Here is a 23886-nt window from a genome sequence, read left to right on the forward strand (position 1 = left end):
CCGCAAGGACGGGGCCGGTCACACCGGCGCGAGGAACCCCACCGGTCCCGACGCGATGCACAACGACAGTGCCGTGGTGTTGGCTCGCACGGTGATCGCGTCTCCGGCGCCGGGCACCCGCGCGTACACGCGGTTGAGCCCCGGGTGCACCGGCACCTTGACGCCGGGTCCTTGCGTGAGTGACACCGTCATCGAGCCGTCGCTGTTGGCCAGGTAGTTGAGTTCGACGGTCCAGTCCGCCGGCAGCAGCGGCCCGTCGAGGATCAGGCGCGCTGGCTTATCGGGCTGCGCGAAATAGCCGCAGTGCGGCATCGGCCCCGGCGCGATGGTCCGCACCCAGGTCACCTTCGCGTCAATCAGCCGGCCTGAGCTAGTCAGCATCCGTAATTGTGTTGTCGCCGTGGCGAATTCGGGCCGATCGGGCAGCAGCGCGAACATGTGGCTGGCCAGATTCTCCGGCCACGCCACCCGTTGCAGCACCAGCGGATCGACCTCCTGATCCAGCAGCGATGCAGTCGAATTCGCATGCGCGGCCGCCAAACTCGCGCGCGCATTCTTCAGGTAGGGCTCGGCCGGGTTGTTGCGCCAGGAGATCAGGAACGTCGCCGTCGAATACAGGCTGCTGGCCACGAACAACCCCGCCGCGCCGAAGGTGGCCACGGTGCGTGTCCGCGAGGCGTCCAGCCAGCCCGACACGTCCCGGTCGGGCGCGGTGAACGCGACCGCGCCGAGCAGCGCCAGCACGACGACGAGGTCTGGGAAATACCGCAGGGTCTGGGCCAGTTCGAGCGCGGTGAACCGCGACGACCGCATCAGATAGATCGGCACCTGGCAGGCGACGACGTATCCGCCCGCGGTCAGCCACACCAGGCCGATGCGCCGTTTGCGCATCAGCGATAACACCAGCGTGCCAACCAGCACCACCCAGCCAAGCGCCATCGCCAGCGGCGGGGGAGTGGCCCAGGGGGAGGCCGGGGCCCAGCGCTCCCAGCTCCACGGCCCGCCGGCCAGACCCGGCACGACGCCGTGGGTGATCGAACGCCACAGCAGATCGGCCGTCATCGCCAGGTCCGAACTCCACCGTCGCTGATCCACCACGGTCAGGTACAGCGCCGCCCAGCCGACGGTCAGCGCCAGCGACGGCGCCCACAACCGGACTCCAGCCCGCCACACCGTCCGCACCGCGCGTCGGTCCCCTCCCACGTGGCGCACCAGCACGGCCACAGCGAACGCTACAAACGGGATCACCGCGGCCTTCTCGAAGAACAGCAGCCCACCGAAATACACCAGCACGCCGGTGGCCGCGTGGCGCCGGTTGCCGGTGCGGACCAGCAGTATCGCATCGGCGCACACCCAGGCCAGCGCCGCCAGCATCGGCAGCGAGTTCAGCGCGGCCGCCCACCAGGCGAACCCGGGCACCCCCAGCGGCGTGAACAAGGCGAAGGCCAACGGGATCAGCAGCACCGGTCGCCAGCCGAGGATGACGAACAGCGCCCGCAACAACGCCAGCGAGGCCAGCAGCTGCAGCACCACCAGACTGATGGCCGGCCCGATCCACATCAGCGGCGCCGCACGGATAATCGCGCCGGCGACCAGGAACGCGGCCGGCATGACATGGCCGTCATGGTCGTCGAACAGGTACGACGGCGACAGCAGGCCATGGGTGCCGGCCCGGCCCACAAGAATCAGATCGTCCCAGTAGAAGTAGCCACCGAAGGCCAGCACCGCGCGGATCGCCAGCTGCACCGAGATCAGCACCGCGGCGCCCAGCACGACCCGCCGGTATGGTGGGCCGGTGCGCGCACTGGTTACCGGGGCAGCCGGTTTCATCGGGTCGACGCTAGTCGACCGTCTGTTGGCCGACGGTCACACGGTGGTGGGGCTGGACAATTTCGCGACCGGTCGCGCGACCAATCTCGAGCATCTCGCCGGCAACCCCGCCCACGTTTTCCTCGAGGCGGATATCGTCACCGCGGATTTGCAGGCGATCCTCGCCGAGTACCGCCCCGAGGTGGTGTTTCACCTCGCGGCCCAAATCGACGTCCGCAATTCGGTGGCCGATCCGCAATTCGACGCGTCGGTCAACGTCGTCGGCACCGTGCGTCTCGCCGAGGCAGCCCGGCTCAGCGGTGTGCGCAAGGTCGTGCACACCTCGTCGGGGGGATCCATCTACGGCACCCCACCGCAGTACCCGACCCCCGAGACGGCGCCCACCGACCCGGCGTCGCCGTATGCCGCCGGCAAGGTGGCCGGCGAGATCTACCTGAACACGTTTCGGCATCTCTACGGCCTGGACTGCTCGCACATCGCCCCGGCCAACGTCTACGGCCCGCGGCAGGATCCGCACGGCGAAGCCGGCGTGGTCGCGATTTTCGCCCAGGCCCTGCTGTCGGGTAAGCCCACCAAGGTGTTCGGCGACGGCACCAACACCCGTGACTACGTGTACGTCGACGACGTGGTGGATGCCTTCATCAAGGCGTCCGGTGATGCCGGCGGTGGGCAGCGCTTCAACATCGGGACCGGCCTGGAAACCTCGGACCGCCAACTGCATTCCGCGGTGGCCGCGGCCGTCGGCGGGCCCGACGACCCGGAGTTTCACCCGCCGCGGCTGGGCGACCTGAAGCGCTCCTGCCTCGACATCGGTTTGGCCGCACGGGTTTTGGGCTGGCGCCCGCAGGTTGAGCTGGCCGACGGCATACGCCGCACGGTGGAATACTTTCGCCGACTGCACACCGGCTAGGGGTGCGGGTCGGTAACGGTTCCCGGGGTCCGGCGTTGCCCGACCCCGGGTGAGGTGTTCAGTCTGCGCTGAGGGCGACGAAATCGCGGTCCGCGGCACGCTGGGCGCAGACTGGGCGTCTTGGATGCAGACTCGTGTGTTCAGGCGCCCGGGAATCGACGGGCGGGTCAGCGGGCCGCAATGCTGGCCGGTCCGGTGACGCCGACGTGGCCGTGCAGTTTGCGCAGGTTGTGGCGGGTTGCCGGCAGTAGCCATTCGCCGTGGGGCTGATCGAGCCCGCGAAGCAGGAGTTGTTTGGCGTGTTGCCGGGTGTGCATTTGGCCGCATACCGGTTCGACGATCGCCTTGCGGCGGGCATAGATGTTGCGGCCTTTATGGGGTCGTGAGGTTGCCGGTCATGCGCTGTTTTGCGGTGGCGTCGTTGGGGGATACGTCCACGTGGGGCGCCCGGTGGCGGGTCGTCGCGGCGGTAACGTCCGGTGGCGATATGAAACTCGGTGCGGCGTCGGGGTTGGTGGCCGGGCAATAGCCGGCAACAGCAAGAAGCTGGCGGGGGCTTGGCTGGTGTTGGCCCCTTTACCTTCTCACTCACCCGCGCAGAGCCCATCGCTATGCGTATGGAGGCGCTGGCGCGCACCTTGGTCCCACATCCCGGCCCACCCGACTATTCCCGCGGCCCGACACCACGCCAAGGCCTGCACAAACAACAGCCCCAGCGCTCAGCGTTGACAACAACCGGTCGATCGCCCGCCCATCGGGGGCCACCCCACCCGCCAGCGGGCGAAACGACACGTCATCGACGCATCTGGTCTCGACCACCCGCGAAAAAGCACCATGGTGGTGAAGCCGTCGAGCACAACGCGCACCCTCAACCGCGGGTCATAACGCGCGCCGCCGCGCCCCTCGGGGTAGACGGCCTAAGATCCCAATGCTCATCGACCAGATCGGCGATAAACCGGGCAGTGTCCGACCGGCAGCCACTCAACCAGCGACCAGGGCAACACCAACCCCTGATCCGGGTCGAACAGCCGAAAGCCTTGTCCACCGACGGCTTCGGCGGCAAAGAACTCAGGATCTACCCGGACAGCGGGGTCAACCTCGAACAAACCACCATCATCGAAACCATCGGGCACACCCCACGATCCCAACAACCGGCCGATCAACCCAACACCCCGACCACGTAGTACCGACCCGCGCAAACTAGAGGCTTTGGCCGTCGAGGCCGTCCGCGCCGGGGTTGCCGGGGCCGCCGTTGGTGCCGTTCGGTGGGGTGCCGTTGCCGCCATTGCCGCCGGTACCGCCGGTGCCGCCGGCCCCGCCGGGCGCGCCGACGCCATCGCCACCATCACCGCCGGGGCCGCCGTCGCCGCCGGTGCCGCCGTCGCCACCGTCGCCGCCGGAGGCCTTTCCGCCGTTGCCGCCGGTCCCACCGAACCCGCCGGCCCCACCGGCGCCGCCGGCCTGCCCGGGTGTAGTGCCGCTGCCGCCCATGCCGCCGGCGCCGCCGGTGCCGCCCTGGCCGCCGGTGCCGCCGTTGCCGGTGCCGGACGCGGTCCCGCCAGTCCCGCCGGGCCCGCCGGTCCCGCCCGTTCCGCCGGCCTGACCAGGCGCACCGTCGGCGCCGGTGCCGCCCTGGCCGCCCTGGCCGCCGGGGCCGGCATTGCCGCCGTAGTAGCCGGTGCCGCCGGTGCCGCCGAGCCCGCCTTCGCCGCCGCCGCCCGCGCCTCCGATGCTGCCCGCGCTGCCCGCTCCGCTGCCAGGTTGCCCGCCTTTGCCGCCGTTGCCGCCGGCGCCGCCGTCGCCGCCGGCCGCGCCGGCGTAGGTGGTGCCGCTGTAGCCGCCGTAACCGCCCTTGCCGCCCAGGCCGCCCTCGCCACCGGCGCCGCCGTTGCCGTTGGCGGCGCCGGCACCGGCCGAGCCGCCGGTCCCGCCGGCGCCGCCTTGGCCGCCCGCTCCACCGGCGTACCCGGCTGTTTCGTTGCCGCTGCCGCCGTAGCCGCCGGTGCCGCCCCTGCCGCCCTGGCCGCCGTTGCCGGCGGCGGCGCCACCGGGGCCGGGGGTACCGCCGGTGCCGCCCTGGCCGCCGGTGCCACCGGCGTAGCCCACCGTTCCGATGCCGGTGTCGCCGTAGCCGCCGGGTCCGCCGATGCCGCCGTCACCGCCGTTGCCACCGACGCCGCCGGGGCCGGGGTTGCCGCCGGTGCCGCCGGTGCCGCCGACCCCGCCCGTGGCGCCTGCCGATTCGCGGCCGGTGCCGCCGTAGCCCCCACCGCCGCCGACACCGCCGGCGCCCCCGTTGCCGCCGACACCCGCGGCCCCCCCGGTGCCCGGGTTCCCGCCGGTGCCGCCGGTGCCGCCGGGCCCGCCCGCGAATCCCGTTTCTTGGTAGTCGCCCGGGCCGCCGTAGCCGCCGCCACCGCCGACGCCACCGGTGCCGCCGTTGCCGGCGGTTCCGCCGGGGCCGCTGTTGCCGCCGTTGCCACCGGTGCCGCCGGCCCCGCCCGCCCCGCCGGGTTGCTCGAGTTTGCCGGCACCACCGAAGCCGCCCCCGCCGCCGGTGCCGCCGGTGCCCCCGGTGCCCCAATTCGCCCCGCTACCGCCGGGGCCGGCGTTGCCGCCGTCGCCACCGGCACCGCCGGTGCCACCGGCACCGGTGATGCCGTTGCCGCCGTAACCGCCGTCCCCGCCGTAACCGCCGTCGCCTCCGTAGCCGCCGACGCCGCTCGACCCGGCTTGAGCGCCCGCCCCGCCGTCGCCGCCGTCCCCGCCGGCGCCGCCGGTGCCCGCGATGCCGGCGGCGCCGTTGCCGTGCCCGGGCTGGCCGCCGGCGCCGCCGTCGCCGCCGTAGCCGCCGAAGCCACCCGGGCCGCCACCGCTGCCGGTATCCGGGGTGCCGCTGCCGCCGTCGCCGCCGTCGCCGCCGGCCCCGCCCACCCCGCCGTTGCCGTTCGTAGCACCGGGCAGTCCATTGCCGCCGTTGCCGCCCTCGCCGCCCATGCCGCCGGTACCGCCCGTGTGACCGGAGTCGGATGCGCCCGCAGCACCGGCGCCGCCCGCGCCCCCGGCGCCGCCGGTGCCGCCGGTGCCACTGGTGCCGCCGGTGCCGCCTTTGCCGGCGAGGCCGGCGGCGCCGCCGGCGCCGCCCTTTCCGCCGTTTCCGCCGGCGCCGGCGCCCGCGCCGGTGTCGGCGGTGCCGCTGCCGCCGTCCCCTCCAGCGCCGCCGGGGGCGCCGTCGGCACCGCTACCGTTGGTGCCGCCGGGGCCGCTATTGCCGCCGGACCCGCCCTGTCCGCCGGCCCCGCCATTGGTACCGCTGAGACCGGTGCCGGCCGCGGCGCTGGCGCCGGCCCCGCCGGTGCCGCCGAACGCGCCATTGCCACCATTGCCGTAGACACCCGCCGACCCGCCGGTGCCGCCGGTGCCCGCGGCCCCGCCGGCTCCGGCGTCGCCGCCATCGCCGCCGAAACCGCCCGCGCCGGCGCCGCTGCCGGTATCGGCGGCACCGGCGCCGCCGATGCCGCCGACCCCTCCGTCGCCGCCGCGACCGCCGCTGCCATTGGTGCCGAAGCTGCCGGCGTTGCCGCCCGCCCCTCCGTCGCCGCCGTGGCCGCCGTGGCCGCCGAAACCGCCGGTGATCTTGCCCGGCTCCCCGGCCAAGCCCACACCGCCGGCGCCGCCGGTGCCGCCGCCGCCGCCGGCGCCTCCGTGACCGAACAGCCCGGCACTGCCGCCGACTCCGCCGCGACCACCGGCCCCACCGGTACCGCCCTCCTGGCCCGGTGAGCCCGCACCACCGGTGCCGCCGGCCCCGCCGGCGCCACCGGCTCCGCCTTGGCCGAACCACCCGGCGCTCCCGCCGGCGCCGCCGTCGCCGCCCACGCCACCGGCAGCGCCGATCGCACCGGTGGTACCGGTCCCGCCGGCGCCGCCGGCGCCGCCGGCCCCGAGCAGGAATCCGCCAGTGCCGCCGACACCGCCCGGGCCGCCCGGCCCGCCGAGCCCGCCTAGGCCGCCGTTGCCGATCAGGCCTGCGGCCCCGCCGGCGCCGCCCGGTGCTCCCGGGTTGGCGCTAGCCCCACCGTTACCACCGTTGCCGTACAAGATCCCACCCGGACCGCCAGCCGTCCCCACACCATTGACGGTTGTCCCGTTTGCGCCGTTACCGATCAGCGGGCGCCCCAGCAGCGCTTGGGTGGGCGCGTTGATCACCGCCATCAGCCCGTCCGCCGCGTTGGTGGCCTCGGCTGCAACATACGAATTCGCGCCGGCCAGCAGGTTGGTCGTGAACTGGTCGTGAAACGCCGCGGCCCGCCCGGCCAGCGCCTGATATTCCTTCGCGTGCTGGGAAAACAACGCCGCGATTGCTGTCGACACCTCGTCGGCCGCCGCGCTGGCCACGTTCGTCGTGGGAGTGGCCGCCGCCGCGTTCCCGTTGGCGAGGAGCGCGCCGATGCTTTTCACGTCGGCGGCCACCGAGGCCATGATCTCCGGCGAGACCAGTACATACGTCATCGGGCACCTCGCTGTACTCACGAATAACCCACCGCTCCGCCTTGGCCGAGCGATGGACTTGATGATGCTATCGCTATTCGGGCGGTCACTGAGTGGTTTGAGCAAACTATCCGTGACGACAGCAAGGCACCCCTGGCGCGTGGCGGGGTGCGCCCATCGGTGGGTCCGGCGTTCGCGGTGAAGGTGATTGACCCACGGGTGGGATCCAGCCGTTCAGCCGTGGCGCGGGCCCGTCGACACTCCAGCTAACTGTCCTAGGGACCGGAGGCTTTCAGCGCCGCAACGCCGGACGCTGCAAACGGTCGCTCACCGCGTCGAGGAACGGGTGCTTGTCGCCGTCGAGATAGTCCGCGGGTGGCCGCCAGTCGATTCGGCCCATCTTCCCGGCGAACAACCCGTAGCCGATCAGCTCCTGCAGCCGGGGCTCGAAGCGGCGCACCAACTCTCGCGGAATGCTCAGCTGCTGGTTGACCTGCTGGCGCACGAATCCCGCGCAGAAGTTGATGGTCAATGCTGGCCGTGGCGCATCGGTGCGGTTCGCCGCGGCGGTATGCCACAGGCTGCCGTTCCAGATCAGCGCGTCGCCCGCCTTGATCTCGATCGGCTTGCCCTCCGGGTACGGCGGCGACGGTTGCTCGGCCCAGCGATGCGAACCGGGCACCACCTGGGTGGCGCCGTTGTCGGCGGTGAAATCGCACAGCGCGATCAGCGCATTGCACAGAATCGGTTGATGCGGCCGCGGCAGCGGATACATCTCGTCGTCGCAGTGCAGGCGCTGGGCGACCGCCCCCGGCAATTGGTTGCTGGTCATGCACCACGAGAGCAGGCAGTCACGGCCCAGGACGCCCTCGATCACGGGAAGCAGCTTCGGGTGTACCGGAAGCGCCTCGTAGCGGCTGCCGTGCAACAGCAGGTTGTCGATGCGCACCCAGTCGTGGTCGGCCTTGGTGATCGGGACGTGCCCGGACCATGCCAAGCCTTTGACGACCGTCGTGGAGTTGGCGATGACAGTCGGCAACTCCCGTTCGAGCCGGCGCGTATCCGCCAGGAACGCAGCGACTGATTCAGCGTCGAGGACATTCTCGACGACGGTGTAGCCGAACTCGTCGATCTCGCCGACGTGGCGCCCGACCGATGAGTCCTGGGTCATCAGGCTGGCAGCAGGTCCTTTTCCGACTCGCCCTCGCCGCGGTCGTCTTCGGTGGTGGTAACGTCGTCCGGGTCAGCCATGATGCCTCCGTTGGTAGATGTGCCGACGTGCGTGCACAGCAACTATAAGACGAATTCGTAGCTGCTGCGCTATTTCGCCAGCATCCCCTGCTCGTCGGGTGCCCGTGCGCCCTCGATCGCTATCGCTCGCGCGAGTCGCGCGTAGCGCAACTCCAAATCCTTGAACCGCATGTAGGTGCTCAGCGTGGTGAAACTGAACGCCATGATCAGCGCGTAGAGCATCAGGTCGGTGCCGCGGCGCACCCCGAACCAGTGCGCGACCACGGTCGTGTCGTCCGGCCGAAGCACGGCGTAGACTCCGCCCAGCACGAACAAAACGTAGCCCACCTTGACCCAGGCCCGAGATCGCGCGCTGCGGCGCGACCGTAAGAGATAGACCAGCAGCGCGATGATCGACGCGATTAACAACACCTGGATCCAGTTCATCGTCGTAGCCTTCCTCGCAAGAACCCGTCGAAGATGATGTTGACGCCATTGAGCAGTGGCTGACCCTTCGACTTCGAGTATTCGGTGTAGAGCACCTCGACCGGCTCTTCCGCTACGCGCCAATGGTTTTCGGCGATCAGCATGATGAACTCGGCGGCATGGCTCATGCCGCTCATGGTGATGTTCAGTCCCTCCGCCACCTTCCGGTTGAACACCCGCAGACCGTTGTTGGTGTCGGTCAGGCCAAGCTGGCGACCGCGCCGACTCAACCGCGTGGCGGTTTGCAGCACGATCCGCTTCAGCAGCGGCGGCCGGCTGCCGACGGCCCCGCCGAAGCGTGTGCCGATCACCACGTCGACGTCACCCGTGGAAAGCCGGTCGACCATGGCGGCCACGTCCTTGACCCGGTGCTGCCCGTCGGCGTCGAACGTGGCGAAAACCTGGGCCCCGGGCTGCTTGCACGCATACTCGACGCCGGTCTGGATGGCCGCACCCTGGCCCAAATTGATCGGATGGCGCACCAGGTGAGCGCCGGCGCGCATGGCGATCTCACCGGTGCCGTCGGTGCTGCCATCGTCAACGCAGACGACGTGGTCGAAGACCGACCGCACGCCGGCGATGACCTCGCCGATGACAGCGGATTCGTTGAAGGCGGGAACGACTATCCAGACGTCGGGGTAACGCGTTTCGGTGTCCATTTTCGAGGCCATTTAAGCCCACAAGTTACACGCCGGACCAGGCTAATCAGGCATTAGGGCGTCCGGCACGCGCCAACGCCGCCAGATGGACGCCGATTCCTACCAGCGGACCGCACAACAACGCGACGATGGTCCGGGTTTCCAGCGGCAGCGGCAACAACAGCAGCAATCCCGACGCCACTGTCGCGCCCACCCAACCCAGCGAATAGGCCCGATGCGCCGCGGCCGCTACCGTGGCGGCCCCGGTGAGCGTCAGCATGGCGATCGCCACCGCGGCCGCCGTCAGCCACGCCAGCAGCGCACCGCTGGCCATGTACTGCGACCCGAACCCGGCGCGCAGCAGCAAGGGGCCCACCACGCCCGCCGCGACCAGGCCGACCGCGCCGATGCCGCCGATGGCCGCCGCCGGTGCGATCAGCGCCCTAAGGCGCCCGGTGCGTTCGTCGACGAAATGAGCGATGAGGTTGCCCTGCATGCCCGTCAACGGCACCAGCAGCGGCGCTCGCGTCAACGTCACCGCCAGGATGACGACGCCCCCCTGGGCTCCGAGGTGATCGGAGGTCAGCTTTAGCAGCACCGGAAATCCCATGATCAGAATCGCGCTGGCGCCCGCCGCGGTGATCGAATGGGCGGCGCCGCGCAAGAAGGTCGCGGTACTGCCCGGCGTCAGCAGGCGGGCGGCCGCACGGGTGGCCGGAGAGGTCAGCAGCATGATCAGCCAGGCCACCGCGCCCGCCACGGTGGCCCACAGGAAGCCGACCAGGCCCCAGCCGACCACGAACGTCGCCGTGGCGACCGCCACCCGGATGACCGCGTCAGTCACCATTAGGGCTCCGTACTGGGTCCACCGGTTTGCGCCGGCCAGCATGCCCAGCAGGGTGGCGTGCAGGCAAAACCCCGCGAGTCCAACGCTAAGCAGTCCCACGGATAGCCAGCGCGCTTCGACGAATACCCGCCCGCCCCACAATGGTGAGCTTCCGGCGATCACGACGGCGGCGGCGACACCGACCATGCCGGCTACCCGCAGCGGACGAATACGCCCACCTGCCGGCAAGGCCTCCAGTTCGCGGACGTAGTGTATCGAGCGCACTTCGCGGGTCGTTTCTTGCAACAGGCCGTTGGTGGCGCCGGTGACCAGGCCGAACGCCCCCCAGAACACCCCGAACACCGAGAAGCCGGTCGGGGCCAGGTTGCGTGCCGCCAGATAGATCACCGTGTAGCCGCACAGGGCGGTCACTGCGGTCGCGGTACCAACCCTGGCCATGCTGCCTCGCGCGATCGCCCCGCGAGAGGCGGTCACCGTGACGGCACTTCTGGCCAACCGACTCGATGCATCGCCACAGTCTGAAAATACTAAGGGCGCTACGGCGACTCCCTGCCGCGGCGACCGCGCCCGCTATCCTGAAAGCCGTCAGGAAGGATCCATGGCCGCGCTCCGCGTTTTCGCCATCTCGCTGGCAGTGACCATGCTGGCCTTCGTAGCCGGTTACGCGCATGGCGGGCTCACCGCCCTTTTTTTGTTGGTGGTGCTGGCTGTTCTCGAGGTGTCGCTGTCGTTCGACAACGCCATCATCAACGCCGCGGTCTTGAAGCAGATGAGCCCCTTTTGGCAGAAGATGTTCCTCACGGTCGGGATTTTTGCCGCGGTGTTCGGCATGCGGCTGGTCTTCCCGCTGGTCATCGTCTGGGCAACGGCGGGTCTCGACCCGCTGCGCGCACTTCACCTGGCGCTGCATCCGCCGCCCAACCGCGCTCTCGAATTCCCGGACGGCTCACCCAGTTACGAAAAGCTGATCCTGGCGGCCCACCCCCAGATCGCCGCATTCGGCGGGATGTTCCTGCTGCTGTTATTCCTGGACTTCGTCTTCCACGACCGAGACATCAAGTGGCTGAAGTGGATCGAGGTACCGTTCGCGCGCATCGGGCGGCTGGGTCAGGTGCCGGTCGTAGTGGCCTGCGTGGTGCTGGTCGTCGTCGGCACACTGTTGACGCACTCCAATGACCAACGCGCTACGGTACTGACGGCTGGCCTGCTGGGCATGGTGACGTACCTGACCGTGGACGGGTTGGCCCGGGCGTTCCGGCCGGCCGGCATCGATGCGGTGATGGCCGATGCCCGGCCGGTACCGGCGGTCGGCAAGGCGGCGTTCGCGCTGTTCCTCTATCTCGAGATGCTTGACGCGGCCTTCTCCTTCGACGGAGTCACCGGAGCCTTCGCGATCACGTCGGACCCGGTCATCATTGCGCTGGGTCTTGGCCTAGTGGGGGCACTGTTCGTCCGGTCGATCACCGTCTACCTGGTCCACCAGGAAGCGCTCGAGCGCTACGTGTATCTGGAACACGGCGCGCACTGGGCGATCGGTGCGTTAGCGGTGATCATGCTGCTTTCCATCGAGCACAGATTCGAACTTCCCGAGGCGGTCACGGCCTCGGTGGGTGTGGTCTTCATCGGGGCGGCGTTGGGCTGGAGCGTGCTGCGCAATCGACGCAATGCCGCCTCGGTGGCTCTACTTGAAGAAGGCCCGACGCCGGCCAGCGTCAGTGCGCGCCCGTCTTGAAGCGTTCCACCGAGCGCTGCACCTCGGCCTCCGCTTGGGCGCGGTCCACCCAGTCGGCTGCCTCGACGAACTTGCCCGGCTCCAGGTCCTTGTAGTGCACGAAGAAATGCTTGATCGCGTCCAGTTCGAAGGCCGGAACGTCCCCGATGTCCTGGATGTGATCCCACCGGTGGTCGCCGGCCGGGACACACAGCACCTTGTCGTCGCCGCCGTGCTCGTCGACCATCCGGAACATGCCCACCGGCCGCGCCTCCACCAGCACGCCCGGGAACACCGCCTCGGGCAGTAGCACCAGCGCGTCCAGCGGATCGCCGTCCTCGCCGAGGGTGTCCTCGATGAACCCGTAATCGGTCGGGTACGCCATCGACGTATAGAGGTAGCGGTCCAGGCGCACCCGTCCCGTCTCATGGTCGACTTCGTACTTGTTCCGCTGGCCTTTCGGAATTTCGATGGTCACGTCGAATTGCACCTTGTCGGCTCCTTCAAATGGGAAAGACACGGGTAGGTCGGTTGAGTCGCGGGTCCACCTTAGTCCGATTGCCTGACTCCTCACTCGCGCCGTTGCGGCGCTCGCCGTCGTCGGGCGCAAGTCCGATTGCCTGACTCCTCACTCGCGCCGTTGCGGCGCTCGCCGTCGTCGGGCGCAAGTCCGATTGCCTGACTCCTCACTCGCGCCGTTGCGGCGCTCGCCGTCGTCAGGCGCAAGTCCGATTGCCTGACTCCTCACTCGCGCCGTTGCGGCGCTCGCCGTCGTCGGGCGCAAGTCGAGAGGTCCGCCTCGTCGCTGGTTCGGCAGAATGGGGCCATACAGCCACCAGGCAGAAAGAGAGTCATGGGTCCCACTAGCCGGCGCAGGTCCACCCAGGTGATCGTCGGGGTGGTCGTGCTGGCGTTTATCGCGGCCGTGGTCGGGGCGGCGATGTACTTCACGACAGGCGGTCGCGGCGCCGGTGCGCGGTCCCCCGTGCCGCCACCGCGGGTGCCCACCGTCAAGCCGGGTGTGACCCCCGTCGCCGACACCGCCCCGTTACCCAGCGCCGACGGCGTGGCGGCAGCGCTGGCAGCCGTTGCCGCCGATCCCGATTTGGGCAAGTTGGGGGGCCGGATCACCGACGCCATGACCGGGCAGGCGCTCTGGCAGCGGCTCGATGACATGCCGCTGGTGCCGGCGTCGACAAACAAGATCCTGACCGCGGCGGCCGCCCTGCTGACCCTGGACCGTCAGGCCCGGATCAGCACACGCGTGGTGGCCAGCGGTCAGGTCTCCCAGGGCCCCGTCGTACTCGTGGGGGCTGGGGATCCGACGCTGTCCGCCGCGCCACCCGGCGTGGACACCTGGTATCGGGGTGCGGCGCGCATCAGCGACCTGGTCGAGCAGATCCAGCGCAGCGGTATGACGCCGACGGCGGTGCAGGTTGACATCTCGGCGTTCAGCGGCCCGACGATGGCGCCGGGCTGGGACCCGGCGGACGTGGACAACGGTGACATCGCCCCGATCGAGGCCGCGATGATCGACGCCGGTCGGATCCAGCCGACGACGGTGAACTCACGACGGTCGCGGACCCCGGCGCTGGACGCCGGACGGGAGCTGGCCAAAGGCCTCGGTCTCGATCCTGCGGCGGTGACGATCGCGTCGGCACCGGCCGGCGCGCGGCAGCTGGCGGTGGTGCAGTCGGCGCCGTTGATCGAGCGGCTGTCCCAGATGATGAACGCCTCCGACAACGTGATGGCCGAATGCATCGGGCGTGAGGTGGCGGCCGCCATCAACCGGCCGCGGAGCTTCACCGGTGCGGTCGACGCGGTGACCAACCGGCTCAACACCGCGCGCGTCGACACCAACGGCGCCGCGCTGGTGGATTCCAGCGGCTTGTCGGTGGACAACCGGTTGACGGCCACTACCCTGGACGGCGCCGTGCAAGCGGCGGCGGGGCCGGACCAGCCGGTGCTGCGGCCGCTGCTGGATCTGCTTCCGATCGCCGGCGGCAGCGGCACGCTGGGCGAACGCTTCCTCGACCGGGCCACCGACCAGGGCCCGGCCGGCTGGCTACGAGCCAAGACGGGCTCGTTGACCGCCATCAATGCGTTGGCCGGGGTCCTCACCGACAGCAGCGGACGGGTGCTCACCTTCGCGTTCATCTCCAACGACGCCGGCCCGAACGGCCGCAACGCGATGGACGCCCTGGCGACCAAGCTGTGGTTCTGCGGGTGCACGACGTGACCGCATCGACGGAACTGACCCTCGGCAACGCGGTCGATTGGCGATTCGCGGCCACCGTGGGGGAGCGGCTGGCCCGCCCGGGGCCACCGTCCACCGAATACACCCGCCGCCAGGTGGTCGACGAGTTGACGAGCGCGGCGGCCAAGGCCGAGCCGCCGGTGCGCGAGGTCACGGGCCTGGTCGCCGACGGTGTGGTGCCGGCGGCCCGCGTCGTCGACCGGCCGGCGTGGATTCGGGCGGCGGCCGAGTCGATGCGGGTCATGACCAACGGAGCCGAAAAGCCGCGGGGGTTTTTCACCGGTCGGATCACCGGTGCGCAGACGGGTGCCGTGCTGGCGTTTGTGGCCTCCGGGATTCTCGGTCAGTACGACCCATACGCCACCGCCGACCAGGGCTGCCTGCTGTTGGTGTATCCCAACGTCATCGCCGTCGAGCGTCAACTGCGGGTCGAGCCGTCCGATTTCCGGCTGTGGGTGTGCCTGCACGAGGTCACCCACCGGGTGCAGTTCACCGCCAACCCCTGGCTGTCCGGCTACATGTCCCGCGCACTGGGGTTGTTGACCCAGGAACCAGGTGATGACCTCGGAGAGGTGGTGGGCCGCCTCGCCAACTTCGTCCGCACCCGCGGTTATGGCTCCGCGACCGACGACCCCAACGCAACGGGGATCCTCGGGCTGGTGCGCGCCGTGCAGTCCGAGCCGCAGCGCGAGGCGCTGGATCAGCTCCTGGTGCTCGGTACGCTGCTCGAGGGTCACGCCGATCATGTGATGGACGCGGTTGGGCCGATGGTGGTGCCGTCGGTGGCCACCATCCGCCGTCGATTCGACGAACGTCGCCATCGCAAGCAACCGCCGCTGCAGCGGCTGCTGCGGGCGTTGCTCGGCCTTGACGCCAAGCTCGCCCAATACGCCCGCGGCAAGGCGTTCGTCGATCACGTGGTGGGCCGGGTCGGGATGGAGCGGTTCAACACGATCTGGTCGGGCCCCGAGACGTTGCCCCTGCCTGCCGAGATCGAGAACCCGCAGCGATGGATCGACAGGGTGCTGTAGCGCGGCTGCGCAGGGCCGCCGAGGCGTTTGTCAAGGCCCATCTGGACACCGCCGACCGGTGGTGCGTGGCCCTCTCCGGCGGCCCGGACTCGCTGGCGCTCACCGCCGTCGCCGCGCGGCTGCTGCCCACCGCCGCGTTGATCGTGGACCACGGTCTGCAGTCGGGTTCGGCCGCGGTCGCCGAAACCGCCAGGGCGCAGGCCGTGGCGCTGGGATGCGTTGACGCACAAGTGCTTTGCGTTCAGTTGGGTGACGGGAGCGGCCGCAAAGCCGGCTCTGGTGGCCTGGAGGCGGCGGCACGCGCCGCGCGCTACGCCGCTTTGGACGCGCACCGCGACGGCCCGGTGCTGCTGGCCCACACGCTCGATGACCAGGCGGAGACGGTGCTGCTGGGGCTCGGTCGCGGTTCGGGGGCCCGGTCGATCGCCGGCATGCGCCCATACGATCCGCCGTGGTGCCGGCCGTTGCTGGGTGTGCGGCGCGACGTGACCCACGCCGCCTGCCGGGAACTGGGCCTGACGCCGTGGCGGGATCCGCACAACACCGACCGCCGTTTCACCCGGACTCGGCTGCGCGCCGAGGTGCTGCCGCTGCTGGAGGACGTGCTGGGCGGCGGTGTGGCCGAGGCGCTGGCCCGCACCGCGACCGCGTTGCGTGAGGACACCGACCTGCTCGACACGATCGCCGCGGAGGCGCTCACCAAGGCGTCGGCGGGTTCTGGCCTGAGTACCAAGGCGTTGACCGCGCTGCCGGACCCGGTGCGGCGCAGGGTAATTCGTGGCTGGCTCTTGGCCGGCGGCGCGACTGGGCTGACCGATAAGCAGATCCGCGGCGTGAACACGCTGGTCACCGCTTGGCGCGGCCAGGGCGGGGTGGCGGTCGGGTCCACATTGCGCGGTCGGCGATTGGTCGCGGGCCGGCGCGACGGTGTGCTGACATTGCGGATCGAGCCCGTTGCCAAGCCGGTTTGACGCCTGCGTTGGTTCTTCGGCCGGCGGCATGACTACGCTGTGGGCGTGGCGGCGGAGCTGTACCCGGGGGACATCAAGTCGGTGCTGCTCACCACGGAGCAGATTCAGGCCCGCGTCGCCGAACTCGGCGCGCAAATCGGCAACGACTACCGCGATGTCACCGCCGACGGCCAGGATCTGCTGTTGATTACCGTGCTGAAGGGCGCGGTTCTGTTCGTTACCGACCTGGCGCGGGCGATTCCGCTGCCGACCCAGTTCGAGTTCATGGCGGTGAGTTCCTACGGGACGTCGACGTCGTCGTCCGGGGTGGTGCGGATCATGAAGGACCTCGACCGTGATATCCACGATCGCGACGTGCTGATCGTGGAGGACGTCGTCGACTCGGGGCTGACGCTGTCCTGGCTGCTGCGCAACCTGACCACCCGGCATCCGCGTTCATTGCGGGTCTGCACGCTGCTGCGTAAGCCCGACGCGGTGGGCGCCAACGTCGACATCGCATACGTGGGCTTCGACATTCCCAACGACTTCGTCGTCGGCTACGGCCTGGACTACGACGAGCGCTACCGCGACCTGTCCTATATCGGGACGCTGGACCCGCGGGTCTACCAGTAGCGGGTCTTAGTCCAGCTCCCAGACCGCGGTCACCGAGAAGGACACCGTCTGCTGGCCGGGTTCCAGCGGCACCGTCGACATGTCACGTGACGGCGCCGGCGGGCTCCCTGTCGTCGGCGTGTATCCCGAGGCCTCCGAGATGGAAAGCACCTTGCCCAGACGGAGGCCCGACAGTTGGGCGTACTGCTCGGCGCGGTTCTTGGCGTCTTGGAAGGCGCGCGCCCGCGCGTCCTTCACCAGCTGCGAGTCGTCCGCGATCGAGTAGTTGACCGAGCTGATCCGGGTCGCGTCCCCCCCGGTGCTGACGATGAGAGCCAGCAGCCGCGATGCGGCATCGGGTGGATGGATCTTGACCTCGATCGCGTTGCCGGCGCGATAGCTGGTGATGGTGGCCGTGCCGGCGGGCTCGGGATTGCTGTATTGCGGCCGCAGGGTGACTTCGGTGGTGCGGATGTCCTTGCGGTCCAGGCCGGCGCCCACCAGCGCGTCGATGACGGCTTGCTGGCGGTCGTTGGCCCGGTTCATCGCGGTGGTGACGTCCGGTGCGGTGAACTCGATGCCGACGTCGGCGGTCAGCGTGTCCGGCACGCCCTGGACTTGCCCCGATCCGAAGACGGTGACCTGGCGCGGATTCGCCCCGGGCGACCCGGGGGTGTGCTTATCGCACCCCGACATCGTGGCGACGGCCAGGCCGGCGGCTACCACGGCAATCGACCTGCGAACGAATCTCTGGGCGCTCCCTGCGATCGGCATGCCTGGCACCCTATCGTCTCCGGGCACCCAAACCTCATCGGATAAACAAAGTCCCGGCATAATAGTGCACGCTGCGGCGATCTCCGCGTAGTTCGTATAAGACTCTAATTTATTGAGATTCGGCCGTATGCGGATGTTATGACCACACTGTGAATTGCCGCTCGGTGCGTTGCCGCAGGATCCCCCACGAGTCGCCTCGTGGGTCACGGCCCAGTCCATGACCGCATGACAAAATCGTCAATAATTCGGGGCTGCGGCTACCGATGCAGACTCATGTCAAATTCTAATGAATCGCCACCTGCCGCGTATTCGTAGCCGCGCTTGGCGCGCCAATACGCTGCGCCTCATGGCAAGTCGAGGGATTGACCGAGGTTCATATGGAACTCAGAGAATAACTGATTCCCAGGGCTTTTGATTGGGAAACTATATGACTTAGAAAGTGCCACGAATTAAGTGAATATTTATTGACCCTGAAGTGAACAACCTCAGTGGAGGCTGTGTTGCCCGGACATGGGTGTCCTAACGTGTCGGAGGATCCGCGTCAGCGACGAAATCAAATTGATGAAAGCCGCTGATGCAAAGTGCCATTAGGGAGGAAATCCAATGTCGATTGTGATCGCACAGCCGGACATGCTGGGTGCCGCGGCGGGGGAGCTACAGTCCATCAACGCGGCGCTGCGGGCCGGCAATGCGGCCGCGGCGGTCCCGACGACCGCTGTCGTTCCGGCCGCCGCTGATCTGGTGTCGGCGCTGACGGCGGCGCAGTTCGCCAGGCACGCCCGGCTCTATCAGGAGATCAGCGCCCAGGCCGCGGCCGTCCAAGAGCAGTTGGCGACCACGCTGGGCGTCAGCGGCGCTTCGTACGCGGTCACCGAGGCCGCCAACGCCAGCACCATCGGTTAGGCGGGAGGGAGTCATGCTCGATTTCGCACAGTTGCCGCCGGAGATCAACTCCACGCTGATGTACGCGGGCCCCGGTTCGGCGCCGATGCTGGCGGCCGCGACGGCGTGGGAGGTGCTGGCTTCCGAATTGCAGACCATGGCGTCCTCCTACGACGCGGTGATTGTCGGCCTGACCGACGGGCCATGGCTGGGCCCCTCCGCGGCGTCCATGGCGGCCGCCGCCGCGCCCCAAATAGCGTGGCTGCGCAGCACCGCCGTGCAGGCCGAACAGGCTGCCGCCCAGGCCGTTTCGGCGGCGGGCGCCTACGAGTCGGCCTTCGTTGCCACCGTGCCGCCGGCGGAGGTCGCGGCCAACCGGGCGTTGTTGCTGGCGCTGTTGGCGACGAATTTCCTTGGCCAGAACACCGCGGCGATCGCGGCCACTGAGGCGCAATACGCCGAAATGTGGGCCCAGGACGCGGCCGCGATGTACGGCTATGCCGGCGCATCGGCGGCGGCGTCGACGTTAATGCCGTTTGACCCGGCCGTGCAGGCTATTAACCCGGCCGGGTTGGCCAGCCAGGCTGCTGCCGTCGCCCAAGCGGTGAATGGGGCCGCGGCCGCGCAGGGACTCGACGCGGTTCCCAAAGCCTTGCTGGGGCTCGCCGGGCTGACGAACGATCCGCCCTGGCTCACCGACCCCGCCGCCGCGCTCGGCCTCACGGGGCACGCCTGGAACGCCAACGGCGATGGCATTATCGTGGCTGGAATGCTCGGCGACGTGGTGGAGGGCTTAACCGGGTCGGCAACCGTGGATGGCAGCCTGCCCATGGACGTATTCAATAGATGGGTCTCTCCCGCCCGGCTCGTGATCACCCAGATGAAGGACTACTTCAGCCTCGCGCACGATCTGCCGAAGTGGGCCAGTGAGGGCGCCGAAGCCGCCGCCAAGGCCGCCAAGGAGCTGCCGGCCGCGCTTCCGGCCGCCGTTTCCGGGGGTCCCCTGGGCGGGGTCGCGGGAGCCGTCGGTAAGGCCGCGTCAGTCGGGGGATTGTCGGTTCCGGCTTCCTGGGCCGGTGCGACCCCGACGGCGACACCCGTCACCGTGGCTCTCAATGGCGTCGGGGCCGCGGCGGCCGCCGAACCTGCCGCGAGCGCCTTCGGTGGGTTGCCGGTGGTACCCGGCGCTGGCGCCGGACGCGCTCTGGCGGCCCACTTTGCGGCCCCACGTTACGGATTCAAGCCGACTGTCATCCCACACCCGCCGGCGGGCGGATAGCAAGAAGGCCTTCGGCCCTGTGTCCGGGCGCAGAAGGGCTGGTACTCGATGCGCGCTTGAGCAGAAACAGCATGTCGCGCACGTGGTTTCGGCATTTGCGCGCCGCGATCTCGTGCTTTCGGGCGTGTTGTTGGCCTGCTGATGTAGTCATTAGATCGGTGGTGTCCTGGGCTGCGGTAGTCACATCTGCCCCACTCGCCCCTGGGTCGAGCCGGCACACAGTTTGCCCGCCTCAGCGCGACAACGTCAGGCGCGCAGGGGATTTTGTCGCTGCGAGCCGGGCACGACGAACACCCCAACCCGCGGAGACTCCCGTGACTGCTGGGACCAGTTGCCGTGGCGCCGAACAGCTAGGCTAGGGGGTACTGCATCAACAGCATTCCGGCTGACGCAGGCGCCCATTGACCGGTCGTTGCTCTCGATTGCTGTTGCGTGCCTGGGCAACCGGGGCGAATGCGACGTTCTCGTGTCACCACAGGTCACGCTCAAAGCGCCAGCCCGGTATCAGAAGGTCACCTTTGTGGAGATTCCCCGCTCGACCACCTCGTCCTGGGGACGCGCTGCCCGTCACGATGCGCCACATTGACGACTGGATCGCTAGCAATTGCGTGCTCGCCATCGCTTGGCGCGCCGAACGTCCCCGCCAGTCCCGCGCCCAGCCCCTACTGCCCAGCCCCCTGCGGTGTGACGAGAATCTTGCAGTGCCGTTCGGGATCGGCGAGGTCGTCGAAGGCCGCGCCCACCCCGTCCAGGCCGACCTCGCCGGTGATCAGCGGAGAGACGTCGATGTTGCCCTCGGCGATTGCGCGCAACGACTCAGCGAATTCGTCCGGGGCGTAGGCGAGTACGAATTGCACGTTGATCTCTTTGGCGATCGCGAAGAACGGGTGCAGGGTGTCGGGTTGCATGCACACACCGGCGACGACCAGCCGCGTGCCCGGCCGCGCCCGCAATAACACGTCGTCGATGATTCCGGGCACGCCGACCGCCTCGAACACCACCGCGGGCTTGACGGTGTCGAACGGCGAGCCTTCCGCCGGATCCAGCGCCTGGTGCGCACCCAGCGCGGTGGCAAGTTCGCGCCGCTTCGGCGAAAAGTCGGCCGCCACGATGGCTTCTACGCCGCGCAACCGAAGCGCACCGATGATCGCGATTCCGATCGGACCGCAACCAAGCACCAGCGCAGTCTCGCCGGGCCGGATGTTCGACCTGTTGACGGCATGCAGTCCTACCGCCATGGGTTCGGTGAGGGCCGCATGTTTGGGGTCTAGCCCGCTGGGGATCGGGATCAGGAGCGGGGCCGAGAGCAGCATCCGTTCGGCATAGCCGCCAATCGTGATGTTGCTGTAGACGATCGGCTCGGCGCCCTTGGCGGACAATAGCACCGGCAGGGACGTGACCAATGTTCCCGGCGGAAGCGTTTCGGTGTCGGGACCGGCTTCGATTATCTCGGCGCTGAATTCGTGACCCATGAAGATGTCGCGGCTGAGGTCGACGTCCATGCCGCCGCGACCGCGCGTCAGCTGAGCGGTCAGTGCCAGCACCTCGGCACCGTGGGCGGCGAAATGCAGGTCGGAGCCACAGATTCCACACGCCCGCACCGCGACCAACACCTGGCCCGGCCCCGGCACCGGATCGGGCACGTCGTCCCGGTAGGTCATCCGGCCGTCCCGCAGTACCGAAGCGCGCATCAGTTTCCCGCGCTTTCGTGCTCGGCCACATGCTCGGTGATGGCCTTCACCACGGCCTCGCCGGCGCGGCCAATCAACTGATCGCGTTTGCCTTTGGCCCAGTCGTGAGACGACCGCGGCGCCTCCAGCTGTCCCTTGAAATAGGGAATTACCTTGCGGGCGAACAGATCGTAGGAGTGAAATGTCGCCTTCGGCGACGCCCAGTCATGGCCGAGCAATAACAGCGTCCCAAAACCACCTGACCGGTCGATGAGGTCTTCGATGTGTGCGATCGCGTCATCGGGCGTCCCGATGCAGCAATTTCCTTTGGCCGCATACTCTTCCACGAACTCCCGCGACGACTGCGCGCCGTCGACGGTGTTGGACAGCGGAACGAACCCGGCCGCACCAAAGTAATTGGCGAAATCCTTCAGCCCGTACGTGCAGTCGTCGATCGCCTGGTCGCGGCTGTCCGACAGATGCATGATCGACAGAACGCGCCAGTTGGCACGGTCGGGTTCTTCCCGGCCGGCTTTGGCGGCCTGCTCGCGCACAACTTCCCAGGTGTTCTCCAGGGCGGCGTAGCCGCCGGGCACCGACATCGACAGCGACAGCAGCGACGTGCCCAGCGCGCCCGCCAGCCGTGGCCCGGACGGCGAAATCATCGCGGCCGTAGCGATTTCCGGATACGGCCAGGTATACGGCCGGATGTGCAGCTGCGCGTCACGTAGGATGAACCAGTCGGTATGGCGGTCGATGCGCTCGCTGGGTGCGGCGCGGAAGAGCGCGAGGATCGCCTCGAGGGACTCCTGCATCATGTGCCGCTGATCGACCGGGTCGATTCCCATCATGTAGGCATCCGAGGGCAGCGCACCGGGGCCGGTGCCGAATATGGCCCGGCCGCGGGTCAAGTGATCCAGCAGCACCCAGCGATCCGCAACCATTAGGGGATGGTGATAGGGCAGCGAGACCACTCCGGTACCCAGCCGGATGTGCTTGGTCCGCTCCGCCGCGGCCGCGATGAACACCTCGGGGCAGGCGATCAGCTCGTAGCCGCCGGAGTGGTGCTCGCCGAACCATGCCTCGTCGTACCCCAGCCGGTCCAGGGCGACGACGCGATGCATGTCGTATTCCAATGCCACCGTTGGGGATTGGCCGATCGGATGAAAAGGCGTGATGAACACCCCGAACCGCATCGGCGCGCTCATCCTGACCCCAAACCCTTGAGGAAATCCAACAGCGCCGCGTTCACCTCGCCGGGCCGTTCCTGTTGCAACCAGTGCCCGGCTCCCTCGAGCATCACCTCGCGGTACGGGCCGGAGATCACCTCTGAAGCCCGGTCGCGACGGGTAAAGGACAACACCGGATCGGCCGTCCCGCCGATGAACAAGCACGGCACCGCAATCATGGCTCCGTTGAGCTGCGGAGTGGTCTCCCAGTTGCGGTCCAAATTGCGATACCAATTCAGCCCGCCGGTGAATCCGGTGCGGGTGAACTCGCTGACGTAATGGTCGAGCTCATCCTCGCTGATCCAGGACGGCAGCCCGTCCGGTTCCGGGAGCCGATCGACAAAACCCTCGGGACCCGGGGCGAACATCCGCGCCGCCGCGGCCTGATCGCCGGGCGGAAGCAGGCCACCTATCATCCGGCGCATGGTGCGGGCGGGATCACCGCTTAGTTCGGCGTCGGCAATACCCGGCTCCTGGAAATACAGGATGTAGAAGAAGTTCTCCCCGAACGTCTGGCGGAACGCCTGGGTCGGCGGCACCTTCGCGCGGGGCACCACCGGAACGCTCAACGCGGCGACGGCGGCGACCCGGTCGGGGTGCAGCAGTGGCGCGTTCCACACCACGATGGCACCCCAGTCGTGGCCGATCCAGACGGCGCGCTCGGCCCCGACGTCGTCGAGCAGGCCGACGATGTCGGCGGTCAGCTCGTGGATGTTGTAGGCCTCGATCTCGGCCGGACGAGACGAGCCGCCGTAGCCGCGTTGATCGGGAGCCAGCACGTGGTAGCCGGCGTCGGCGAGGGCCGGAATCTGGTGCCGCCACGAATAGGCCAGTTCGGGAAAACCGTGGGCCAGGACCACCACGGGTGCGCCGCGGTCCCCGGCCTCGACCACTCGCAGCTGCACACCGTTGGTGTCGACGTACCGTTCGGTCCACGAAAGGCTTGCGGGCATCGTTTCACCAAATCACAACGGCACCGAGCTGAGAAGGGCTGGCCGCATCGTCGCCGGGCGTTGGGAACTGCCAGACGTTGATCTGAGCAGGATGGTGGCGACCCGT

21 protein-coding genes and 1 pseudogene are annotated in these 23886 nt (G+C 69.0%); 10 read left to right on the forward strand and 12 right to left on the reverse strand.

Translation table 11 applies throughout. The features are described 5' to 3' along the window. Positions 1-18: 18 nt before the first annotated feature. On the reverse strand, positions 19-1830 hold the full coding sequence (locus G6N24_RS22965) for a hypothetical protein (RefSeq protein ID WP_085157181.1): 1812 nt from the start codon (positions 1828-1830) through the stop codon (positions 19-21). On the opposite strand from G6N24_RS22965, the gene G6N24_RS22970 reads away from it, so the two are divergent. Then, positions 1796-2740 (forward strand): NAD-dependent epimerase/dehydratase family protein, encoded by a 945-nt coding sequence (locus tag G6N24_RS22970; RefSeq protein WP_085157178.1) that lies wholly within the window; start codon positions 1796-1798, stop codon positions 2738-2740. The two genes, G6N24_RS22965 and G6N24_RS22970, sit on opposite strands and share 35 nt — an antisense overlap. 167 nt (positions 2741-2907) lie before the next feature. Here the strand turns inward: G6N24_RS22970 and G6N24_RS22975 are convergent, their stop codons facing one another. Continuing rightward, positions 2908-3057 carry a hypothetical protein gene (locus G6N24_RS22975; protein ID WP_232070652.1) on the reverse strand — a complete coding sequence of 50 codons (150 nt, stop codon included), beginning with the start codon at positions 3055-3057 and terminating at the stop codon, positions 2908-2910. Between the two features lie 80 nt (positions 3058-3137). Here G6N24_RS22975 and G6N24_RS25450 point away from each other — a divergent pair, with 80 nt between their 5' ends. Both G6N24_RS25450 and G6N24_RS22980 read left to right on the forward strand, forming a co-directional pair. Then, positions 3138-3269, forward strand: a complete 132-nt coding sequence (locus G6N24_RS25450) for a hypothetical protein (protein WP_269151266.1) — start codon at positions 3138-3140, stop codon at positions 3267-3269. A 433-nt stretch (positions 3270-3702) separates the two neighbouring features. Then, entirely contained in the window at positions 3703-3924 is a 222-nt protein-coding gene (locus G6N24_RS22980) for a hypothetical protein (protein WP_085157171.1), read from the forward strand. Between the two features lie 16 nt (positions 3925-3940). Here the strand turns inward: G6N24_RS22980 and G6N24_RS22985 are convergent, their stop codons facing one another. From G6N24_RS22985 to G6N24_RS23005, 5 genes are all read right to left on the reverse strand, one after another. Beyond that, a complete protein-coding gene (locus G6N24_RS22985) occupies positions 3941-7252 on the reverse strand; it encodes a PE family protein (protein ID WP_163745617.1) in 3312 nt (1103 codons plus the stop codon). Between the two features lie 271 nt (positions 7253-7523). Next, positions 7524-8402 carry a phytanoyl-CoA dioxygenase family protein gene (locus tag G6N24_RS22990; RefSeq protein WP_085157168.1) on the reverse strand — a complete coding sequence of 293 codons (879 nt, stop codon included), beginning with the start codon at positions 8400-8402 and terminating at the stop codon, positions 7524-7526. 149 nt (positions 8403-8551) lie between these two features. Next, complete coding sequence (locus G6N24_RS22995) at positions 8552-8908, reverse strand: DUF2304 domain-containing protein (protein WP_085157165.1); 357 nt, start codon at positions 8906-8908, stop codon at positions 8552-8554. Further along, on the reverse strand, positions 8905-9618 hold the full coding sequence (locus G6N24_RS23000; RefSeq protein ID WP_139822211.1) for a glycosyltransferase family 2 protein: 714 nt from the start codon (positions 9616-9618) through the stop codon (positions 8905-8907). Before G6N24_RS23000 ends, G6N24_RS22995 begins: the two co-directional genes overlap by 4 nt. 34 nt (positions 9619-9652) lie before the next feature. Beyond that, positions 9653-10870, reverse strand: a complete 1218-nt coding sequence (locus G6N24_RS23005) for a hypothetical protein (protein ID WP_085157159.1) — start codon at positions 10868-10870, stop codon at positions 9653-9655. Between the two features lie 160 nt (positions 10871-11030). On the opposite strand from G6N24_RS23005, the gene G6N24_RS23010 reads away from it, so the two are divergent. Then, positions 11031-12164: a DUF475 domain-containing protein gene (locus G6N24_RS23010; protein WP_085157156.1), complete on the forward strand. Its 1134-nt coding sequence runs from the start codon at positions 11031-11033 to the stop codon at positions 12162-12164. Here G6N24_RS23010 and G6N24_RS23015 read toward each other — a convergent pair. Then, positions 12145-12633, reverse strand: a complete 489-nt coding sequence (locus tag G6N24_RS23015) for an inorganic diphosphatase (RefSeq protein ID WP_085157196.1) — start codon at positions 12631-12633, stop codon at positions 12145-12147. The two genes, G6N24_RS23010 and G6N24_RS23015, sit on opposite strands and share 20 nt — an antisense overlap. A 363-nt stretch (positions 12634-12996) precedes the next feature. On the opposite strand from G6N24_RS23015, the gene dacB reads away from it, so the two are divergent. The 4 genes and pseudogenes from dacB to hpt all read left to right on the forward strand — a co-directional run bounded on the left by dacB (position 12997) and on the right by hpt (position 17014). Beyond that, positions 12997-14382, forward strand: a complete 1386-nt coding sequence (gene dacB / locus G6N24_RS23020; RefSeq protein ID WP_139822210.1) for a D-alanyl-D-alanine carboxypeptidase/D-alanyl-D-alanine endopeptidase — start codon at positions 12997-12999, stop codon at positions 14380-14382. Next, the gene (locus G6N24_RS23025) at positions 14379-15431 is read left to right on the forward strand and encodes a zinc-dependent metalloprotease (protein ID WP_085157193.1); all 1053 of its coding nucleotides are present in this window, start codon (positions 14379-14381) and stop codon (positions 15429-15431) included. The genes dacB and G6N24_RS23025 overlap by 4 nt, the downstream gene beginning before the upstream one ends. Next, complete coding sequence (gene tilS, locus G6N24_RS23030) at positions 15410-16402, forward strand: tRNA lysidine(34) synthetase TilS (RefSeq protein WP_085157150.1); 993 nt, start codon at positions 15410-15412, stop codon at positions 16400-16402. The genes G6N24_RS23025 and tilS overlap by 22 nt, the downstream gene beginning before the upstream one ends. Then, positions 16399-17014: pseudogene (gene hpt / locus G6N24_RS23035) on the forward strand (hypoxanthine phosphoribosyltransferase). Before tilS ends, hpt begins: the two are co-directional and overlap by 4 nt. A 6-nt stretch (positions 17015-17020) precedes the next feature. Here the strand turns inward: hpt and G6N24_RS23040 are convergent. Further along, positions 17021-17767, reverse strand: coding sequence for an SIMPL domain-containing protein (locus G6N24_RS23040; RefSeq protein ID WP_085157144.1), 747 nt, complete (start codon positions 17765-17767; stop codon positions 17021-17023). Between the two features lie 603 nt (positions 17768-18370). On the opposite strand from G6N24_RS23040, the gene G6N24_RS23045 reads away from it, so the two are divergent. Then, on the forward strand, positions 18371-18670 hold the full coding sequence (locus tag G6N24_RS23045; protein ID WP_085157141.1) for a PE family protein: 300 nt from the start codon (positions 18371-18373) through the stop codon (positions 18668-18670). A 13-nt stretch (positions 18671-18683) separates the two neighbouring features. Then, positions 18684-19928 carry a PPE family protein gene (locus G6N24_RS23050; protein ID WP_085157138.1) on the forward strand — a complete coding sequence of 415 codons (1245 nt, stop codon included), beginning with the start codon at positions 18684-18686 and terminating at the stop codon, positions 19926-19928. Positions 19929-20590: 662 nt separating this feature from the next. Here G6N24_RS23050 and G6N24_RS23055 read toward each other — a convergent pair. Genes G6N24_RS23055 through G6N24_RS23065 form a run of 3 tightly spaced genes read right to left on the reverse strand, consistent with a single transcriptional unit; the run spans position 20591 to position 23780 of the window. Beyond that, positions 20591-21619, reverse strand: a complete 1029-nt coding sequence (locus G6N24_RS23055; RefSeq protein ID WP_085157135.1) for a zinc-binding dehydrogenase — start codon at positions 21617-21619, stop codon at positions 20591-20593. Continuing rightward, positions 21619-22806 (reverse strand): LLM class flavin-dependent oxidoreductase, encoded by a 1188-nt coding sequence (locus G6N24_RS23060; RefSeq protein WP_085157132.1) that lies wholly within the window; start codon positions 22804-22806, stop codon positions 21619-21621. The genes G6N24_RS23055 and G6N24_RS23060 overlap by 1 nt, the downstream gene beginning before the upstream one ends. Further along, the gene (locus G6N24_RS23065) at positions 22803-23780 is read right to left on the reverse strand and encodes an alpha/beta fold hydrolase (RefSeq protein WP_085157128.1); all 978 of its coding nucleotides are present in this window, start codon (positions 23778-23780) and stop codon (positions 22803-22805) included. Before G6N24_RS23065 ends, G6N24_RS23060 begins: the two co-directional genes overlap by 4 nt. Between the last annotated feature and the right edge of the window lie 106 nt (positions 23781-23886).

Origin of the sequence: Mycobacterium lacus, assembly GCF_010731535.1 — a bacterium.
Taxonomy (GTDB): Bacteria; Actinomycetota; Actinomycetes; order Mycobacteriales; family Mycobacteriaceae; genus Mycobacterium; species Mycobacterium lacus.

Bases quoted from the DNA above. Each gene is read 5' to 3' on its own strand.
- G6N24_RS23065 (WP_085157128.1), bottom strand. From the start codon at position 23,780: ATGCCCGCAAGCCTTTCGTGGACCGAACGGTACGTCGACACCAACGGT.
- G6N24_RS23050 (WP_085157138.1), top strand. From the start codon at position 18,684: ATGCTCGATTTCGCACAGTTGCCGCCGGAGATCAACTCCACGCTGATG.
- G6N24_RS22985 (WP_163745617.1), bottom strand. From the start codon at position 7,252: ATGACGTATGTACTGGTCTCGCCGGAGATCATGGCCTCGGTGGCCGCC.
- dacB (WP_139822210.1), top strand. From the start codon at position 12,997: ATGGGTCCCACTAGCCGGCGCAGGTCCACCCAGGTGATCGTCGGGGTG.
- G6N24_RS23040 (WP_085157144.1), bottom strand. From the start codon at position 17,767: ATGCCGATCGCAGGGAGCGCCCAGAGATTCGTTCGCAGGTCGATTGCC.
- G6N24_RS23045 (WP_085157141.1), top strand. From the start codon at position 18,371: ATGTCGATTGTGATCGCACAGCCGGACATGCTGGGTGCCGCGGCGGGG.
- G6N24_RS23005 (WP_085157159.1), bottom strand. From the start codon at position 10,870: ATGGCCAGGGTTGGTACCGCGACCGCAGTGACCGCCCTGTGCGGCTAC.
- G6N24_RS22990 (WP_085157168.1), bottom strand. From the start codon at position 8,402: ATGACCCAGGACTCATCGGTCGGGCGCCACGTCGGCGAGATCGACGAG.
- G6N24_RS25450 (WP_269151266.1), top strand. From the start codon at position 3,138: ATGCGCTGTTTTGCGGTGGCGTCGTTGGGGGATACGTCCACGTGGGGC.
- G6N24_RS22975 (WP_232070652.1), bottom strand. From the start codon at position 3,057: ATGCACACCCGGCAACACGCCAAACAACTCCTGCTTCGCGGGCTCGAT.
- G6N24_RS23055 (WP_085157135.1), bottom strand. From the start codon at position 21,619: ATGCGCGCTTCGGTACTGCGGGACGGCCGGATGACCTACCGGGACGAC.
- G6N24_RS23010 (WP_085157156.1), top strand. From the start codon at position 11,031: ATGGCCGCGCTCCGCGTTTTCGCCATCTCGCTGGCAGTGACCATGCTG.
- G6N24_RS23060 (WP_085157132.1), bottom strand. From the start codon at position 22,806: ATGAGCGCGCCGATGCGGTTCGGGGTGTTCATCACGCCTTTTCATCCG.
- G6N24_RS22965 (WP_085157181.1), bottom strand. From the start codon at position 1,830: ATGAAACCGGCTGCCCCGGTAACCAGTGCGCGCACCGGCCCACCATAC.
- G6N24_RS22995 (WP_085157165.1), bottom strand. From the start codon at position 8,908: ATGAACTGGATCCAGGTGTTGTTAATCGCGTCGATCATCGCGCTGCTG.
- G6N24_RS23000 (WP_139822211.1), bottom strand. From the start codon at position 9,618: ATGGCCTCGAAAATGGACACCGAAACGCGTTACCCCGACGTCTGGATA.
- tilS (WP_085157150.1), top strand. From the start codon at position 15,410: ATGGATCGACAGGGTGCTGTAGCGCGGCTGCGCAGGGCCGCCGAGGCG.